We start from the raw sequence: 17,912 nt of genomic DNA on the forward strand, positions 1-17,912 counted from the left end.
ATAAAAAAATAAAACATACGCCTGATGACAGCTCAATCATTCTGGGTTGCAACTTCATGGCAGCATTTACCTCCACCAGACGGCCTGACAGGCGGATTGCGGCGGCAGGAAACGCCCTAAAGTACAAAATCTGCGGCTGGCCTCACAGTTTTCGCGACTCTGCAGGAGAATATCGAGAGGCTGGGCCATACTGAAAATAGCAGAGCATAAACCTTACTCTTCATGGCGATTAAAAGGGAGGAATATGCAGGCAATACACCACGTAGAAAAGTTTCATCCAAAAGATTTTGATTTTATTGCATTAAGTCTGGCCCAGATGAACTCACAAGGGCGGAAAGTGGACGTTGAACAGGTCACCGGCAGTATGAATGATGCATGTAAATCCCGGTTCCTCGACAGCTACCGCTACCATCTCAATCTATTTGTCGAAAAATCACCAAGTTGACACAACAGGCCGGATAGCATAATCCGGCCTGTTCATTATTGTGTTCCGGCAACATCTCTGTGAAGGCAGATAACACCCCCAGATGGGGTTCACGACTTTGCAGAAAAAGTATTTTTCCACCCTGCTCCTCATTACCAGTAAGAGACGTTGTCAGTCGCTGATGCACGTATCGGTGTATACCCCTGCAAATCACATATCTTTTTTCCGCATGCTGGTTCCCCGGTCAGCAGACTTATCTATGGTGATAAAAATTACTAATGAGACATGCGAAATAAAAAATTAATTTTATGACTTAAATTCGCTGTATTCGGGCATCACCTAAAACCCCTGAAATGTTATCAAATGGTTAAATAATATGATTTAAAACCACCATTAATTAACATTTTATTTTGTCTTCCCCCATCAATCCCTCATGATTTAACACAAAATCAACATAAAAAATCATGAATTTTAACATTAATGTGCATAACTCACAATTACGTAATCCTGACTTCCTGAGCTATTCCCTTTACCGGTAATCTTTCCATGACATCCACCCCCTACAGTTCAGAAAGGCAAAAATATGAAACTTAAAATTGCATTGCTTAGCGTAGCTATGTCTTCAGCATATATTTTTTCCGGTTCAGTATTCGCAGCAGAGAAATATGAAATTGCCTTGGTTGCAAAAGTCAATGGTATCCCATGGTTTAACCGGATGGGGGTTGGCGTAAAGGAAGCTGCCGATAAACTCAATGTTAATGCCTATCAGACAGGGCCAGCAACCCCGGATCCGGCTCAACAAGTTAAAGTCATTGAGGACCTTATTGCTAAAAATGTTAATGCAATTATCGTTGTACCAAATGATGCAACGGTTCTGGAGCCTGTATTAAAAAAAGCCCGGGATAAAGGTATTGTTGTGTTGTCTCATGAGTCCCCTGATAAGCAGATAGCTCAATGGGATGTGGAAACTATTGATAGCGAAAAATATGCTCAGGCCAATATAGATGAACTTGCAAAAGATATGGGTGGAAAAGGTGGATATGTGATTTACGTTGGTTCACTGACTGTACCAGGGGTTTGAGGGCCAATGGAACGAAAACGTACGCTAAGAAGGTAATTCATTGTTTAAATTGAAATTTAATGCTCTCAGTTCCCCCCTTCAAAATATCCTCCGGTAGCGTGAACGTATAATGCCCCAGCATATTGATATGTCCGTGCATCAGTGGGGATAACCTGGCGATATCTTCACCACCGGTTTCCTCTCCATTACTGCGCATCCAGCTCAGGGCTTCCTGCATATAAAGTGTGTTCCACAGCACCACTGCGTTAGTGGCCAGGCCCAGAGCACCCAGTTGATCTTCCTGACCTTCACGATAGCGCTTTCTGATCTCACCGCGCTGCCCGTAGCAGATCGCCCTCGCCACAGCATGGCGGCCTTCTCCCCGGTTTAACTGCGTCAGGATCCGCCGACGATAATCTTCATCATCAATATAATTTAGAAGGTACAGCGTCTTGTTGACGCGCCCCACTTCCATGATCGCCTGTGCCAGTCCTGATGGACGCGAGCTTTTCAGCAAAGAGCGAATGAGTTCTGAAGCATGAATGGTGCCCAGTTTCAGCGAACCGGCGGTTCGCATCATCTCATCCCACTGATCCTCGGCTTTCGACAGATCGGCACAACCACGTGCCAGTTCGTCCAGTGCACCGTAATTTGCCGATTTATCCACTCGCCAGAATACCGCTTCACCGGCATCGGCAAGCCGGGGGGAAAACTGGTATCCCAGCAGCCAGAAGAGGCCAAAAATAATGTCGCTGGTACCGGCTGTGTCCGTCATGATCTCAACCGGATTCAGCCCTGTCTGCTGCTCCAGAAGGCCTTCCAGCACAAAAATGGAATCTCGTAATGTGCCGGGGACAACAATGCCGTGGAATCCAGAGTACTGATCAGAGACGAAGTTGTACCAGGTGATACCACGTCCGGAACCAAAATATTTTCTGTTAGGCCCTGAATTGACGTTTTTCACCGGCGTGACAAAGCGCATGCCGTCAGCTGAGGCCACTTCGCCACCACCCCAGCGGCCAGCAAGCTCCAGTGTGGACTGAAAATCAACCAGACGGGCATTGGCGCTGACCAGCGTTTCCGCCCGGAGGTAATTCTGTTTCACCCAACTGAGCCGGTGGCGCGTCAGCGCCGGTATGTTGTGCTTTATCAGCGGTTCCAGTCCGATATTGCAGGCCTCTGCCATCAGGACCGCCCACAGGCTGATGTGCAGATCCTGCGCCCGGGCCCCGGATTCACTGACATGCGTAAACTCACGTGTAAATCCCGTTCTGGCATCTATTTCAAGCAACAGTTCCGTCAAATCTACTGGCGGGAGTAGCTGCCTTACCCGACTGTTGAGACGATGCAACGATGGTGGCTCCTCCAGTTTCTCCAGGCTGCTGATAGTCAGGGAAGGATGTTTACCGTCATAGCAAATATGAACCTCCGCATTTCCTTCAAAGCGGGATGCGACGGCTTTCCAGGTTTCATCCAGCTGGACCGCCAGCTGTTGCACGCCTTTATGTCCATCAGTGGGATGTCCCAGCGCCCGGCAAACGGGGACCCGCTGAGCCTGCCATTCTTCCCCCTGCAACAGCTTCTCGCGGGGATTTCCCCAGCGATCGCTGTTTTCGAGCCAGATGTCCCGTCGACGTAGTGCATCCTGAAGGCGCTCCAGCAGACAAAGAGAGTAACCGGCACGCTGTATCCGGCCCTCCGCATCGTATACCAGACGTTTCCAGGGGCCGGTAATAATATGTTCAGGCGCATCGTCCAGGATGCGCTGTTTCGAGCCGTTCAGTTCGGTGAGATAATGAATAGCGGACAGCGTATGTTCTCCGGCTGGCGCCGCCTGGAAATGCAGGTCGCGCAATACCGCCGGAAGAAAACGCTTTACCCGCCCGTACTGCTCCACCATTTCGTCATGGAAATTGTTGTTCTGAGGCCGGGCCAGCTCATTTACCTTACTGACGGATTCTGCCAGCCTGCTTTTCGGTATGCTGTTGAATATTGTCTCCCTCAGTTCAGCATCGTCAGCCTGCTCATCCAGCAACAATGAACATGCCCGCGCCAGTAGTAGCGCAGCACGGTCAAGATCTTTAAGCGTCCTGAGTCGCTTTTTCTGCCCCGTTTTCTTCGCCGCACGAGTGATATCCAGTATCAGCATATCGAGCACATCAACGGCTTCATCCAGCGCCGCAGTCTCCTGTGCTTTAACGAATGCGGTGAGTACGGCCAGTTTTCTCTGCTGTGGCATTCAAGCGATATATTTTACCGACGGCATGCCTGCGTAACGGGCCAGATTACGCAGTTGTATAGCAGGCAGACCGGTAAAATTCAGTCGGGAAAACTCCAGGTTTCGCAGCCGGATATACCGCTCCAGCGCTTCGGTAAATGCCGGGCCGCTGACGGTGACAGGTCCCTTTTTCAGTTGCTCCAGCGGTGAAATACGCTGCCCCTCAGGAATGTCCAGCAGCTCCGTCACGCGGGCGGTCTGCCAGCTGTCCGGCAACGCGGCCAGTTTCTTCCACAGTCGCTGATTTGCCCGTTCGCGTACTTCACTGACGAGACGCACAAGTGTGGTTGCTCCGGGCAGCAGGACCTTATTCTGAAGCAGCCACGCGGTGGCAAAATCAAACATCAGGCCGGGTCGCTCATTACTGAGCCATGCGCGGGTATACAGCAGGCGCTTCAGGCGGAAAGACCAGGGGAAATCGCCAAATTCATGGTAACCGTAATATTCCTTAATCAGCGCAGTATGCTCTCTGAGGGTAGTATCCCGTTCTGCGTAGCGGGAAAGGACTTCCGGACGGCGGATGTTAAGCTGTACCGCGACAAAATGCTGAACACCCGGCAGAACCCGGGTTAAATCTGTCAGAAAAGAGCCCAGAAAACGGGCGGTGGTGAGCTGAAGCGCAATTCCCAGCCGGTTATGCCTTCCCAGTCGCTGGTTAATGAAGGCAAGATCCCGCTCATCAAGATGAAAATAGCGCGCCAGCTGCACGTCATTGGGTTCTGCAACATAGCGACCATAATTCAGTTCCTGCTCCGTGGTCAGAAAATCGACGGGCATATCGGCCTCCCTGCCTGATGGTCATAAATTAACAATTTCGCAACCGTCCGAAATATTATAAATTATCGGACATACTAAAATGGTGTTGTTTATGTGTCTATTAAATAGATTTTTTGTTATAACAGACACCTGTTGTCCGATATTTGATTTAGGATACATTTTTATGCGCCTTTTTGGTTACGCACGGGTATCAACTAGTCAGCAGTCGCTCGATATTCAGATCAGGGCGCTCAAAGAAGCAGGTGTGAAAGCAAATCGTATCTTTACTGATAAGGCATCCGGCAGTTCAGTTGATCGTCCGGGGCTTGATCTGCTGCGCATGAAGGTGGAGGATGGTGACGCCATTCTGGTGAAGAAGCTCGACCGTCTTGGCCGTGACACTGCCGATATGATCCAGTTAATTAAAGCATTCGACGCTCAGGGCGTAGCTGTCCGGTTTATCGATGACGGAATCAGTACTGATGGTGACATGGGAAAAATGGTGGTCACTATTCTATCTGCTGTAGCTCAAGCCGAACGTCAAAGAATATTAGAACGAACAAATGAAGGTCGCCAAGAAGCAATGGCAAAGGGAGTTGTGTTCGGTAGAAAAAGAAAAATAAACAGAGGTGCGATATTAAATATGTGGAAACAAGGTTTAGGAGCCTCACACATATCAAAAACAATGAATATTGCTCGTTCAACAGTATATAAAGTAATAAATGAAAGCAACTAATATAAAAGGTTGAATATGGAATTTAATATTACTTCAAAGTCTAATCCGTTTGGCGATACAACAGCAGAAAATGATAAGAAAATGTTGAGCAGTGCTTTCATCGAAACTGCTGACTTTAGAACTTTAATTGAAACAGATGACCGAACTATTGTTGTAGGCAGACGAGGGACTGGTAAAAGTGCTTTATTCATTCAGCTAAATGAGCATTGGAAGAAAGATAAAAAAATATTAATCCTAAGTTTTTCACCAGACGACACTCAAATAATTGGCTTTAGATCAATGTTGAAGCCATTTACAGGCTCATTCAATTTAGCCAGGGCAGCCACAAGGTTATTATGGCGATATGCTATGTTAATGGAGATAGCATCATATATATCTTCTCATTATAAATTATCATCTCAAATTTCGACAGAAACATTGTTGAATGAGCATTTAAAGAAATGGAATGCTGCACAAGGTGATATTTTAAGAAAGTGTAGGATTGTAGCAAAAGAATATTTAGATGAAAACAATCCTGAAGAATCAATTGGTGACCTTCAATTTAATTTGAATATTTCAGAAATCGAAGGCAATATAGTTTCACTTCTTGAGCGCTCAGACAGGAAAATTGTCATATTGATGGATAAGCTAGATGAAGCATATGAACCGGATAATATAGGAATCGGAATCATAGCTGGTCTGGCATATGCCTCAATTGAATTAAATCAAAAAGCAAAATGCATTCGCCCAATCATTTTTTTAAGAGATAATATATTTAGATCGCTATCAAAGGAAGATCCTGACTACTCAAGAAATATAGAGGGGCAAGTCATAAGGCTGCATTGGGATTGGGCACAACTCTTAATGCTATCGGCTAAAAGAATGAAAGTGGCATTTAATCTAGATATTGAGAAAGATCAACGGGTTTGGGATAGGTGTACAGCCGATGACCTCAAAGGAAGGAGTGGTTTTAAACGATGCTTGCAATTTACCCTTTACCGCCCCAGAGATTTACTGTCATTGTTAAATGAAGCTTTTTTCTCCGCATTTAGAGAGAGTCGAGAAACCATTATTAACACTGATCTAGAATATGCAGCCAAGTCAATTTCCATGGCCAGGCTTGAAGACCTTTGGAAGGAGTACCAGAAGATCTTTCCTTCAATACAAGTTATAACTAGCGCATTCCGTAGTATTGAACCTGAATTAACAGTCTACACTTGCTTAAAAAAAATAGAAGCATCTTTCGAATCAATAGAAGAAAATGAAGACCCCAAAATAATCTCTGAAATACAATTACTAAAAGCTAGTGGAATCCTCCAAAGTTTGTATAGCGTAGGATTTGTGGGTATACGTGATAAAAACACTTCATCTTATTCATTTTGCCATGATGGACGAACCCCAGATAAAGGTTTTGAAAGCAGTGAAAAACTATTAATTCATCCATGTTATTGGCTTGGTTTGAATTTAAATCGCAACGCTCTTGCTCCAGAGGAAGCTGAGGAAATAAATGACGAATATGATATCAATGTTGTTTCCGATAATTCAGCCATTAGAAATAAAACAATAGGTCAAATAACCACTCATCTGGATCAAATACCGACAGGAAATGAAGGGGCTAATGAATTTGAGCAATGGTGCTTAGACGCACTAAGAATTGTATTTGCATCCCACCTGACAGATATAAAACCGCATCCAAACGGTAACGCGGTTCAGAGACGAGATATTATAGGTACCAATGGTGGAAAATCAGATTTTTGGAAGCGTGTATTAGAAGACTATAAAACAAGACAAGTTGTTTTTGATGCGAAAAATTTTGAAGAATTAGGCCCATCTGAGTACAGACAATTACAATCATATTTAACAGGTCCGTATGGAAAATTAGGATTTATTATTAATAGAGAAGAAAGTGAGGCATTGAAATCAGGGAGAGATTTGGATTGGACAAAAGAAATGTATCAATCTCATAATTCATTAATAATAAAATTACCTGCGAAATATATATCTAAATTGTTGCAAAAATTAAGAAATCCTGAGAAGCATGACGCTATAGATAGTCAGATGGGGAAACTTTTAACTCTATATGAAACATCATATATGGCTATTAAAAGTACTCAAAAGAAACGAAGAAAATAGCATCAGTTACATCATATGAGAGGGTTCCTGAAAAGGAATTTTCTCATATTTTATTATAAATCAATAATATATATCCTTAGCGTACGTTTTCGTTCCATTGGACCTCAAACCCCTAGATGGCTTTCTTCTCCGGCGCTCCGAGCTTGTCACCCTGTGCCTTCAGGGCAGTATCGAAGCGGGTACGGAATTCATTGTGGTCATCGAACACGGTGCTACCTAGAGCTTTTTGCACCCGTTGCGCAACCACCATCAGCGCCTTGTCGCGCAGCCACGTCGATGCGTCGAGCAGCTTCTTGCGGCGCTTGGCGGGCACGGCCTTACGCGCGGCGGGAGTCTCGCTGTCATCGCCGCTGTCTTCGTTCTCGTCCTCTTCGTTCTCGTCCTCGCCTTTCAGCCATGCCTCGATGGTCGGCTTGAGCTTGGCGAAATCGGTATAGAGCGCCTCGCCGTGGGTGGCGTAGATCTCGGTGCGTATCGCCTCGTCGCCGGTGGCAAAACGCAGAGGTTCGATTCGCTCGTCGGAGAGCTGGCTTTTCAGGCGCAGCGGGCGCTCGACGGTGATCTTCCAGTAACCGAAGTCCTGAGTGTCAAACCATTTCGACTCGGCGGTTTCCTGCGCCTCGCCGAGGTAGAGGTCGATAATTCGTTGGATGTCTCCATCCGAGAGTTCACAGTTCTTCTTGCCGAGATTGCGGCGCAGTGGCTGGAACCAGCCACTTGCATCGATCAACTGCACTTTGTCACGACGCGCTTCGGCTTTCTTGTTGGCCAACACCCAGATGTAGGTGGCGATGCCGGTGTTGTAGAAAATGTTGAGCGGCAGGGCGATGATGGCCTCCAGCCAGTCGTTCTCCAGTACCCAACGGCGGATGTTACTCTCGCCCTGGCCTGCATCGCCGGTGAACAATGCGGAGCCGTTATGAACCAACGCGATGCGGCTGCCCAACGGCGTGTGGTGTTTCATCTTTTGCAGCTTGTTCACCTGGAACATGAGCTGTCCGTCACTGGAGCGAGTCAGGAGCTTGAATTCGGCATTGCCCCCGTGGCTGACAATGAAGCGCGGGTCATTGAATTCCTTCTTGCCCCCCATGCGCTCCAGATCGGTCTTCCAACTCTTGCCGTAGGGCGGGTTGGAGATCATGAAATCAAATTCGCGCGAACGGAACTGGTCGGCAGACAGAGTGGATTTATCAGCGCCACCGACGATGTTCTCGGCCCCCTCACCTTCGCCCTTCAAGAGCAGATCTGCCTTGCAGATAGCGTAGGTTTCGTCGCTGATTTCTTGCCCGAACAGGTGGATTGATACCTCTTTACCGTGCTGTTCGGCCAGCTCATATAGCGATTCCTCGGCCACTGTGAGCATGCCACCTGTGCCACAGGAGCCATCGTAGAGCGAATAGGTGCTAGACTCGATGCGCTCGGCCACAGGCAGGAACAGTAGCTTGGCCATGAGCTTCACCACATCGCGCGGTGTGAAGTGCTCACCAGCCTCTTCGTTGTTGTCTTCGTTAAAGCGGCGGATCAGCTCTTCGAACACCGTGCCCATGCCATGGTTGTCCAGCGGCGGCAGCTTGATGCGGCCGTCGGCATCCTTAACCGGCAACGGCGAGAGATTGACCTCCGGGTCGAGGAAATCTTCTATCAAATAGCCCAGAACGTGCGAATCCACCAACTTCTGGATCTGGTTGTGAAAACTGAACTTGGTGAGGATTTCCTGGACGTTGGGCGAAAATCCATCCAGATACGCAATAAAATCATCACGCAGCCGCTGGCCTGCGGCACTGGCCTTGAGCTTGGCCAGAGTAAATTCCGATACGTTGTAGAAGGCTTGGCCTGCTGCCATACGCAGAGCGCCGTCCTGCTCGACCACTTTATGGGCATCAAGGAGCTTCTTGCGCTCTAGCACAGCATCCTTCGTCGTCTCTAGCACGGCATCAAGCCGTCGCAGTACGGTGAAGGGCAGGATCACGTCGCGGTACTTGCCGCGTACATAGACGTCGCGCAAGCGGTCATCGGCAATGTTCCAGATGAAATCGGAAATCCACTTGATCTGGCTTTGGTCTTGTTGTTGCTTCTTATGCATCGATACTTACCTTAATTCGCCGCTGAGGCGCTGGCATTGTCTGTGGTGACGGCGAGTTTCCAATGATTTTTGAGTTCTCCCATCAGGCGTTTCTGACGCTCAGCCAGAAGGTTGGGTGTCCACTCGTTTTCTGACCTAACTTCCTGCGTTAGCACGAAGGGAGACGCCTTGCCCTTACCCCTGAAGTAGGCATCCTTCTTCTTGGAAAAGTCGTAGTTGCTGGCAGATGAGTTCTTGTTCCTATCCAGCGGAACTAGATTGGCCAAACGGTGCGTCCAGCAATCTCGCTCGTCTTCATCCGGGAACCACTTGATCCAGTCCGAACCGTCAGGCGGGTTTTGCGGCAGCACATGCTCCAGCGACACGGCGTTTTGCAGCTGCACTCCAGGGGCTCGAACCAGAGATTCGAGACGTAAAACCAGTGCCATGCGGGCTTTGGGCAGGTTGCGGTAGATATCTCCGTCGAGAGCAGCCACGAAATCTCGCTTCTGTTTGTCTGTAAGTGCCAGAGTGCCCAAGGTGACTAGAGCGCCGTCGAAGGCTGTGGACTCGATGTCTTTAATGAGCGCAGCGTAGGTTTCGATGCGTTCGTTGATACCCACCTTTGTGACCAACATGAAATAGGTAAGGCGTTCTAGTGATTCGAAGAATTCTGCGAGCAATTTTGGTTTTTGCCGGAATCGCTTGAAATACACCAGTGCCGGGGGTACCCAGTCCTTAAAGTCCACGCGGTTGAGCCAGAACAGGTGCTCGTTGATCGTCTCGGCGTGCTCGGTCGCCTCAAAGTCAGCGTCGCGCACGAAGTCCCATACTTCTGCATAAGGTTTGATGACGGAGTCGATCAGGGCGATAGGGTTATTGTACTCGGTGACGTGCTCTTGGAATTCCTTGACCAAAATGTACTTCTGCTTCTTCTTCGCATAGATGCTACGGATGTGACCGAACAGATCACCAAAGGCGTCACGGCCCAGTGAGGTTTCGATGCGACTCCACTCCTTGGCATAGACCCGACTCTTAATGTCGCCTGCCGTGGTGCGGATTAGGCCCAGAACCTGCGCCTTGATGATGTCGATAGGCGCGAGGTCAAGCCCCCGATTATTGAGCACGGAAAAGATGCGGTAGGCAGCTTCAAGATCGGGCGTGGAGATAACAACCAGCGAGCAGTTGTTGGCCAGGAACTGCCACAGTGCGATCAGATCGGCGGGCGGTAGCGCCTTGGCTTTGGCAAGCAGCAGCATGGCGTTTTCGCGGTATCGAAGTCGGCTGTCTTCCAGCTTGTCGGTGCTAGTGACCAACTGTGCGATGCCGCCCGGCTCTTGAATGTTGGTGCGAAAGAAGTCGACATCCTCCTCGCGGGCGGTCAGGCGGTATTCATTTTTCTCGCCGAGGCTGACCTTGCCCTTCTTGTAGAGGAAATCGGTGATGTCGTCGGCTGCGTGCGGCATGGCCTCGCGCAGCACTGCAAACAGCATCGTCAGCGTCGACAGGCGCTGCTGGCCATCGACCACCGACGATTTGGGCTCTCGGTCGTTCTTGATCAGAACGATACTGCCGAGGAAGTATTGGCTGGTTGCACCGGAGACACGCGCATCCAGCATCGCCGAGTGCAGATCATCGAACAGCTCTGTGGCCTGCTCGGTTGTCCAGGCATAGGGACGCTGGTAGTCCGGAATCTCGAACTGGTAGCTGCCTTCGAAGATCTCGCGGATCAGTTTGTCGTGGGCTTCAAGTGTCTTGGCCATTGTTTTCCTCTTTCCTATGATCCCTTGGAACTGCTCAGGGCTTGGTATCCTAGAGCCAGCTTGGCGCTCTCGACTCCGTACAGCACCAGCGGATCGCTAAGCCATAGGCGATACTGTTCTTCTTTGAGGCGATGGTCAGGCGAGCAGTCCACGCTCCAGTGCAGCAGCATGTAGCCCGCAACAGCAGCCCGCACGCGCATCTTGATCGACCCGTTGGTCATCCCGTAGTCCATCTTGATGACCTCGGGACGCGCAAAGCGCGGATGAGGCACTAAGTCCAACTCCACGATCCGAGTCCACTGAATGTCGTTGTCCGAACGCTCGTTAGCCTTGGGTTCTTCATCAAGCAGGATAGGCGCTTCAATGCGGGTGACAACGAAGTCGCGGAACTCGCCACTCTTGCGATCAAAAGCTCGGACGTGCCAGCGCAGGCCGGTATCGACCAGCGCAAAGGGCACAATGATCCGCTCGGTCTCACCGCTGCTCATTGAGTGGTAGCGGATGGCTACTGGCCGCTTGGCGTGGATAGCCCGGCAGATTGGGGCCAGCACATCCATCCGTGGGCAGCTCAAAGCCACTGGAGACTCGCATGGCAGCAGCGGCCGCGAGTCGACGTTCACACCATCTCCAAACCCAAGCGCGAGTGTCGACAAAACACGTTGCGTCGAGTGCTCGAAAATTGGAACAAACGCCTTGCCTATGCGGTAGATCTTGTTGCTACCATCGAATTCAATGTTCTGCGGTGCGATTTCCCGGTAAAGAGCCAGATCGCGAGTTGCCCCTGCCGGCGCCACACCGAAGCGCTCAATCAGGTCTGGGCGCCCAATATCACCGAAGAAGTAGAGCTGGAAGTCGATGTAGGCCAGCCGCTCGCGCTGGGCAAGGCTCAAATCCTCGACCCGTTTAGAGGGAGAACTAATCATGTGCCGCAGCTATGAAATGAAAGGAGAATGTAGTGATGTGATCCATATAGCGCTATTGTTATCATCAAATTGATTACAATCATGCACCATCTTTACTATAACAACAAGATATAAAGCCTCAAACGTAGACATAGTTCGTCTTGTATTAAATCTCTTCAATACGTTAGATTGATGTCATCCAACTGTGAAATCTTGCCGCCCAGTGCTCTATCGACTCCTCATGCAACTTGCCCTTATCCACGGATTTGGTCTGCGGGTGAGGAATGCCGGAATAGCCATCCTTGCCGCAGAGCATTTTTAACCGCTGATTTGGCCAGTGCAGTGATTTCTGGGTTAACTCTTCTGCCAACAGCGTAAGCTGCTTGGGCCAATCCAGAGGCGACTTCAGCCGTAATAGCAAAGTTGATAGAGAACAAACACCGTCAGATGTATCGACTTCTAGGATATAGAAGGTGCGGCCCTGCAACTCCACCTCAACAACGGCCAGGCACCTTTAACCTGCTCCCCGTATTTTCACACAGACTGCTGTTAGTTACTTCCGCTTTTGGCACAAAGCAGACGTTAAGACTTACAGCATCGGGAAACTTCTGGATGCCGCGTCAGCGGCATGGAGGCGCCAGATGAGGTTACATGTGTCTGTGGAGTCAAATGGCGCCGAAAGCCCGGCGTAGCCGGTTGCCGGGCTATAAATTCTGCCACCCTACCCCCTGCCCTGATTAGCCTTAACCCGCTAACAGCAATGAAGAAGTCAAAGTAATCCCTTTTAACCCCGGTGAGCGGGCTTTACGGCGTTTACGACGTAAAGGGCGTGATTTCCGGGGCCTTAGCGGCGGCAGCTTGCTGCTGACGCTTAGGGGGATGTTCATCAACTATCTCAGCGACACCAGGGAACTTAACACGGTAGCTGCAAAGCTATACCCGCTAAAAACGTCTCAGATGCCTCTGTACGCGGTCGGAGTGGTCCCGGCAAGGCGTAAGCCGTAGCCGTGGCGTATCTCCGCGTTAGCGGGCCGTCAGGGCCGCTTACGAGCGTGTACTCAGAAACTCACCGCAGCTCCACCTAAAGCGATGAAGAAGGTTAGTTACAACACCCATCATTATAAGCGATGGTGTTCCCCGGCCTTTGGCCGGGGGCGGCGGCGCTTTTCAGTGGTGGGGAGGGGCACGGGATGTCAGAACGGCGCTGGTTTTCTGCCATAAGGGATTGTTTGTATGTTGTAACTACTGGTTCCGGGGCCCGTCGCAAGGCGACGGGAGGTACATATGTTGTTTCCGAACCGGCGCGACCGTCAGGTCGCTGCAAGGGCGGGCATTCTCAGGAGCCTGTCCACAGGTCAGGCGATGAACAGGTTATATCTTTATAAGAGAGAAAAAGTCTTTATTAAAAAGAAGTAAAGATCTGGTTTTTAAAAGAAACCACGCACTTTGAAATTACTTCGCCTGGCGCTTTGTAAGCATAACGGTTGTAACCTTATGGAAACTTCCCTTGCAGTTATTTGTGGATAACTGAATTCAGCGGCCGAAAGTGACGCCAGCGATGAAATTTCTGGCCATTCTGATGGTCGGAAAACATGGGATTTGGTTAACAGCCCCGCCACTTAGCTCAGATAATAAGCTGTGGCGGGAAGCAGACGTGCGGAACCCTCCGGCGCCAGCCGGATTTTTCACACAGGAAGGGTTATATGGGGACGGTGGCCAGCCGCGTGTAGTTGTTACCGCGCGACATTAGCATGCGCTCTTTCACTCGCCGCTCCAGCTCCCGCTTCATGGCATCAAGACCACCGGTAAAGCGTCCGCAGGCGTATTCCCGTGTCAGCTGTTGTTTCACCAGGGTCACAATGTCCTTGCGGGTTCTTTCCGCGTCACGACGTGCACGGGCACGTTTCAGGCCATGCTGTTTACGTTCGGACTGGTAGCTGCGGAACCGTTCGCGCACAAACCGCCAGGACTTCGCTATCAGCTCGTCCATCTCCAGCGGCTTCAGGTTCTGCTTTTTGCGCTGCTGATTTTCCCATTCCACGCGGCTGCGGCGGGCAGCCACAACAGCCACGTCAGAGACATCGAGCGCCGAGAAAAGTGCTGGTGTGAAGGTGATATCAGTCGGTATATTGCAGCCAATCTGGGGGTCGTATTCGGTCTGGTAGGTAATCAGCCCCAGCTCCGCCATAAACTTCAGCGCCCGTGTGGCACGGGTGATGGACAGATTGCCGGTTTTCGACTCGGTGGCCAGTCCGCATTCAATAGCCAGATTGGTGATGGAACGCTGGACACGGTTGGCCAGCGGGTCATAGTGGAAACACAGTCCCTGGAGAAGGGCATCAATGGCCCGACGGCGCAACAGTGGCGGCATGCGATGACGCTTACCGAGTGAACGCACGAACGCCACATGAACGGAAAAATCAAAACGGGACGTGAAGCCTTCGGCTTTCGCCATCAGCTTACGACAGAACGGTAGTGTCGCTTTCTCTTCATCGCTGCCTTTTTTCTTCGGCACTACGAATTGTGGGAAAGGATTTTTTACCTGTCGGTAATGAGAGAACAGGGCCTTGGCGTCAGTCACACCTTCCCGCACTTATGTTGCACGGAAGGAGCACTGAGCACAGAAGGTATTGCAGTTTTCTGAGCATAAAACTATACTCCCTGCATAGAGCAACAGCTTCTATACAGTTTAAGTAGGCCCCGTTAATCTTCTTCCCGTCGCCAAACTAGATGAAGATTATCGGGGTTTTTGCTTTTCTGGTTCTGGGTAGACACCTCATCAGAACCAGTTCCCTGCCACCTTACGGCGTGGCCAACCAGAAATCTCTAAACGATCAGTAATCTAGCACTCATAGCCAGTAGGATCAAGAATGTGACGTCGTTACGCCTATTCCAAGCTTGGCTGATTCCATTTCGATAAGCCTTTCAATCATTTCCGCTTGGGTGATCCCTTCATTTTCACACATTAACTGAAGCTGGCTTTTAAGCGAGTCACGCACAAACACCCTCACTTCTTTATGCGTGGCTTTTTTACGTGCAACAGCTTTCTGCTGACGCTCTGCAGCAGAAAGCGGATTCCCTTTTCTGTAGGGACGTTTAGATGAGGAAGTAACTGCGTTAACGACCTGTGACATCTCTGCCTCCTCAAGCATTTAACAAAATACTTGGACAAAGATACTACACGTAGCCAGATGCAGCGAGAGTCTATGTTATTTTTTGTTATATAACCTGCCCTTGTTGGCGCAATGAACAGGTTATTCAGCGAGGGGGTTAATACGAAGAACTCCAGTCTTTTCCCATCTCCCAACGAGTTTGCCAGTGCTGCAGGTAGGTATTTGCCAGAACAGGATAATCCCGGATGACCAGAGCATTTTCGGAGTTACTGCGCGCCGCCGCCCGGCTGAAGTTGAACGAGCCTGTTTCGACGTTACGGCCGTCAGTGATGATGACTTTGTCATGCATGATTTTGAACTGGCTGACGGTACGTACCGGGATGCCGGCATTCACCAGCAGATTCATTGCAGCCACACCAGCACTGCCTTTTGTACTGTTCGCTTTCCAGTCAAGAACAGCCTTCACATCTACCCCACGCTGTTTTGCCTGAATCAACGCCCGGGTGACCTCCGGCGATGTAAAGCTGTACCCCATCAGACGAATACTTTCCTGTGCGGTATCGATAGTGTTCAGCACCAGCTGCAGCGCAGAACCCTCGGGTGAAAATCCTGCCTGTACCGTTGGCTGAGCGACTGCACCACCTGAAACTATTAAACAGACCGCCAGGAGACCAGACACTGTTGAACGTTTCATTCTTTATTTCCCCTGCGCTTTATTAATCGCCTGCTGGATATTTTCAGCCTCAGTCATTCCAGCGAAAACCGTCGTATTATCTTCTGTTGCCCCCTTAACGGGCATGATGACAATACCCGGAGTCCCGGTCAAACCAATGGTGGTGGCAATATCATTGATATCGGTCAGCGTGGAATTAATTTCATCGATCGTGTTTTTACTGAACTTCATATTTTCTGAATATTTCCCGATAGCATCCTGGGTTAGTTTTCCTTCATTAAGTCCGGAGCTATAAATGCCATTGTGATATTTGAGGTAAGCCTCCTCGCCTTTTTCTTTCCAGACCTGCAATCCGGTTTTCGCTGCCAGTAAAGATTCTGGCCAGCGGCTGCCAAACACCGGCCACTCCATGAAGTAGTAGCGCACGTTCGTGTTGGCCTTCATGACCTTCTCCAGCTCAGGCGCCAGCCGACTGCACCAGATACACTGATAATCAAAGAACTCGACCACCATGACAGATCCGCCTTCTGCTCCCCAGGAGGGGATGCGTTTATCCGCCATTATCCGGGCCTGTTGTGCGAGTGCGGCCGTTTTTAATCCCCGGGCCTGTTTTTCCTGTTGTTCCTGCTGTAACGACTCACTCATCTGGATAAGAATATCCGGATGTGCACGCATATAATCTGCGGCTATTTCGCCAATCCGCTTTTCCTGCTCGGGAGTAAATGCAGAACTCGTGTCGCTCGCAAATGAAGGTAAGGAATTAAATAACATGGCGGTAATAAGCGGAGCTGCTAAAACAGTTTTAAGCTTCATAAATATCCTTTTCAATGACAAAGTGTAACGTGCAGATATTATCACTCTGCCAGCGTATTCAATTACGCGAGCAGAGTTAAAAAGGGAATACAGATTAAATAAAAAGAATTAATACAATTTAAATGATTTCATTCTGAATTCTGGCCTGTTGCTGTCGCTGTTTTTCCAGACGCAGCTGAGCATACTTTTCTTCATCCGGGGTCACGACACTCACCGGGTTACCGTGTAAGTCAACTCGTTCAGCACCGGCGATCATCGATGACAAGTAAAGTTCAGACCGTGTAATACTTTTAAGGCATTTAATGGCCTGTTTATGGGACAACGGTATTCCCCGTTCGGCAATATCCTCAAAAAAGGCCTCCCGGATGCCGATGGCCAGCAGGTGAGGCGCTTCCCCCTTGAACAGCCCAGGCCACCACACCTTCAGGGTATCAATTGCATCCTGCAGCTCCGGCAGGCAAAGATAACGAACTGGACGGACGATCCTTTCCGGTTTGTCTGGTGTTGTCGGCACGGGGGCAGCAGGTGCCACCGGTTCCGTTTTTCTGGCCAGTTTCTCTTTCTTCACTTTCCATGCCGGCGGGGTGGTCACATTCACCACCTGCTTACGGCGGACAACACGGGCTGTATCAGCACCGGATTCCGGTGTTTTCTCCCCCGGCTTTCTTTTGAGGCTGAGAGTGGGACGTTTATCTTCCGTCATAGGTTAAGGTTTTCCTGCAGTTAATACTGTGCGGGTAAGATACGCCAGGTTGCCTGCCTGATCATCCTTCTGCCTGTCGCCCGACTACGTTCTGTCCGTCACCCGGCCAGAATACCGAGCACCGCAAGGTGAATAGTGTAAAACAGGACAAAAAAATGCGCTGGCCAGAATCGCTTTACCTGCTTCCCGATATCCGAGCAGACACCCACAACAAGAAGTGCAATTGCCAACCCCGCCACAGCCTGCCCGGCATCATGGATATTCATAAGCAAAACCATGACCGCCCAGAGTACAGCATAGCCTGTTCTTTCCACCGGCTCTGTGGCACGACAAAGCCGGTAACTATTGATCAACATGAATACTCCGGCCAGACCATAGCTGTCAGTGGAGAGCGGCAACCAGGCCACCACTATCGCGAGCGCCAGCAGCATATCGTTGCGGCTTCTCAGACTGAACCAGCGCATCGCCTGTCCGGTAACGGCGAACGTAAAGAGGATATTCCCCATATACCAGGGAT

15 protein-coding genes and 3 pseudogenes are annotated in these 17,912 nt (G+C 49.8%); 6 read left to right on the forward strand and 12 right to left on the reverse strand.

The genetic code is table 11. From position 1 onward, the window contains the following. The 3 genes and pseudogenes from ACVCAM_RS24420 to ACVCAM_RS24430 all read left to right on the forward strand — a co-directional run. A partial coding sequence (locus tag ACVCAM_RS24420) for a hypothetical protein (protein ID WP_204786921.1) occupies positions 1-194 on the forward strand: 194 nt, incomplete at its 5' end. A 50-nt stretch (positions 195-244) separates the two neighbouring features. Continuing rightward, entirely contained in the window at positions 245-445 is a 201-nt protein-coding gene (locus ACVCAM_RS24425) for a hypothetical protein (protein ID WP_022631502.1), read from the forward strand. A 562-nt stretch (positions 446-1,007) separates the two neighbouring features. After that, positions 1,008-1,496: pseudogene (locus ACVCAM_RS24430) on the forward strand (substrate-binding domain-containing protein); the annotation flags it as partial. A gap of 33 nt (positions 1,497-1,529) precedes the next feature. On the opposite strand, the pseudogene ACVCAM_RS24435 reads toward ACVCAM_RS24430, so the two are convergent. After that, positions 1,530-4,539: pseudogene (locus ACVCAM_RS24435) on the reverse strand (Tn3 family transposase). A gap of 163 nt (positions 4,540-4,702) precedes the next feature. On the opposite strand from ACVCAM_RS24435, the gene ACVCAM_RS24440 reads away from it, so the two are divergent. Together ACVCAM_RS24440 and ACVCAM_RS24445 are read left to right on the forward strand one after the other, a co-directional pair. Then, positions 4,703-5,254 (forward strand): recombinase family protein, encoded by a 552-nt coding sequence (locus tag ACVCAM_RS24440; protein WP_019706028.1) that lies wholly within the window; start codon positions 4,703-4,705, stop codon positions 5,252-5,254. Between the two features lie 15 nt (positions 5,255-5,269). After that, the gene (locus tag ACVCAM_RS24445) at positions 5,270-7,366 is read left to right on the forward strand and encodes a P-loop ATPase, Sll1717 family (RefSeq protein ID WP_019706029.1); all 2,097 of its coding nucleotides are present in this window, start codon (positions 5,270-5,272) and stop codon (positions 7,364-7,366) included. A gap of 112 nt (positions 7,367-7,478) precedes the next feature. Here ACVCAM_RS24445 and ACVCAM_RS24450 read toward each other — a convergent pair whose 3' ends face one another. From ACVCAM_RS24450 to tap, 6 genes are all read right to left on the reverse strand, one after another. After that, positions 7,479-9,449: a type I restriction-modification system subunit M gene (locus tag ACVCAM_RS24450; RefSeq protein ID WP_447093717.1), complete on the reverse strand. Its 1,971-nt coding sequence runs from the start codon at positions 9,447-9,449 to the stop codon at positions 7,479-7,481. 11 nt (positions 9,450-9,460) lie between these two features. Continuing rightward, complete coding sequence (locus ACVCAM_RS24455; protein WP_032676765.1) at positions 9,461-11,191, reverse strand: DUF262 domain-containing protein; 1,731 nt, start codon at positions 11,189-11,191, stop codon at positions 9,461-9,463. A 14-nt stretch (positions 11,192-11,205) separates the two neighbouring features. Continuing rightward, positions 11,206-12,114, reverse strand: coding sequence for a WYL domain-containing protein (locus tag ACVCAM_RS24460; protein WP_447093718.1), 909 nt, complete (start codon positions 12,112-12,114; stop codon positions 11,206-11,208). Positions 12,115-12,277: 163 nt separating this feature from the next. After that, positions 12,278-12,601 (reverse strand): Tn7-like element transposition protein TnsE, encoded by a 324-nt coding sequence (locus ACVCAM_RS24465; protein WP_157843664.1) that lies wholly within the window; start codon positions 12,599-12,601, stop codon positions 12,278-12,280. A gap of 1,191 nt (positions 12,602-13,792) precedes the next feature. Continuing rightward, complete coding sequence (gene repA, locus ACVCAM_RS24470) at positions 13,793-14,686, reverse strand: incFII family plasmid replication initiator RepA (protein ID WP_101706504.1); 894 nt, start codon at positions 14,684-14,686, stop codon at positions 13,793-13,795. Next, a complete protein-coding gene (tap, locus tag ACVCAM_RS24475; protein WP_071594637.1) occupies positions 14,667-14,741 on the reverse strand; it encodes a RepA leader peptide Tap in 75 nt (24 codons plus the stop codon). The genes repA and tap overlap by 20 nt, the downstream gene beginning before the upstream one ends. Before the next feature lie 82 nt (positions 14,742-14,823). Between tap and ACVCAM_RS24480 the strand changes: the two are divergent. Further along, positions 14,824-14,934, forward strand: a pseudogene (locus tag ACVCAM_RS24480) (replication protein RepA). Between the two features lie 23 nt (positions 14,935-14,957). On the opposite strand, the gene ACVCAM_RS24485 reads toward ACVCAM_RS24480, so the two are convergent. The 5 genes from ACVCAM_RS24485 to ACVCAM_RS24505 all read right to left on the reverse strand — a co-directional run. Further along, entirely contained in the window at positions 14,958-15,227 is a 270-nt protein-coding gene (locus ACVCAM_RS24485) for a replication regulatory protein RepA (protein ID WP_001568069.1), read from the reverse strand. Between the two features lie 136 nt (positions 15,228-15,363). After that, positions 15,364-15,900, reverse strand: coding sequence for a phospholipase D family nuclease (locus tag ACVCAM_RS24490; RefSeq protein WP_001568070.1), 537 nt, complete (start codon positions 15,898-15,900; stop codon positions 15,364-15,366). A gap of 3 nt (positions 15,901-15,903) precedes the next feature. Then, entirely contained in the window at positions 15,904-16,692 is a 789-nt protein-coding gene (locus ACVCAM_RS24495) for a DsbA family protein (protein WP_001568071.1), read from the reverse strand. A 118-nt stretch (positions 16,693-16,810) separates the two neighbouring features. Further along, on the reverse strand, positions 16,811-17,395 hold the full coding sequence (locus ACVCAM_RS24500) for a fertility inhibition protein FinO (protein ID WP_001568072.1): 585 nt from the start codon (positions 17,393-17,395) through the stop codon (positions 16,811-16,813). 98 nt (positions 17,396-17,493) lie between these two features. After that, positions 17,494-17,912 (reverse strand): TraX family protein (locus tag ACVCAM_RS24505; protein ID WP_447093719.1); only part of this gene is annotated, 419 nt, incomplete at its 5' end.

This window comes from Enterobacter sp. CFEC122, assembly GCF_052983755.1.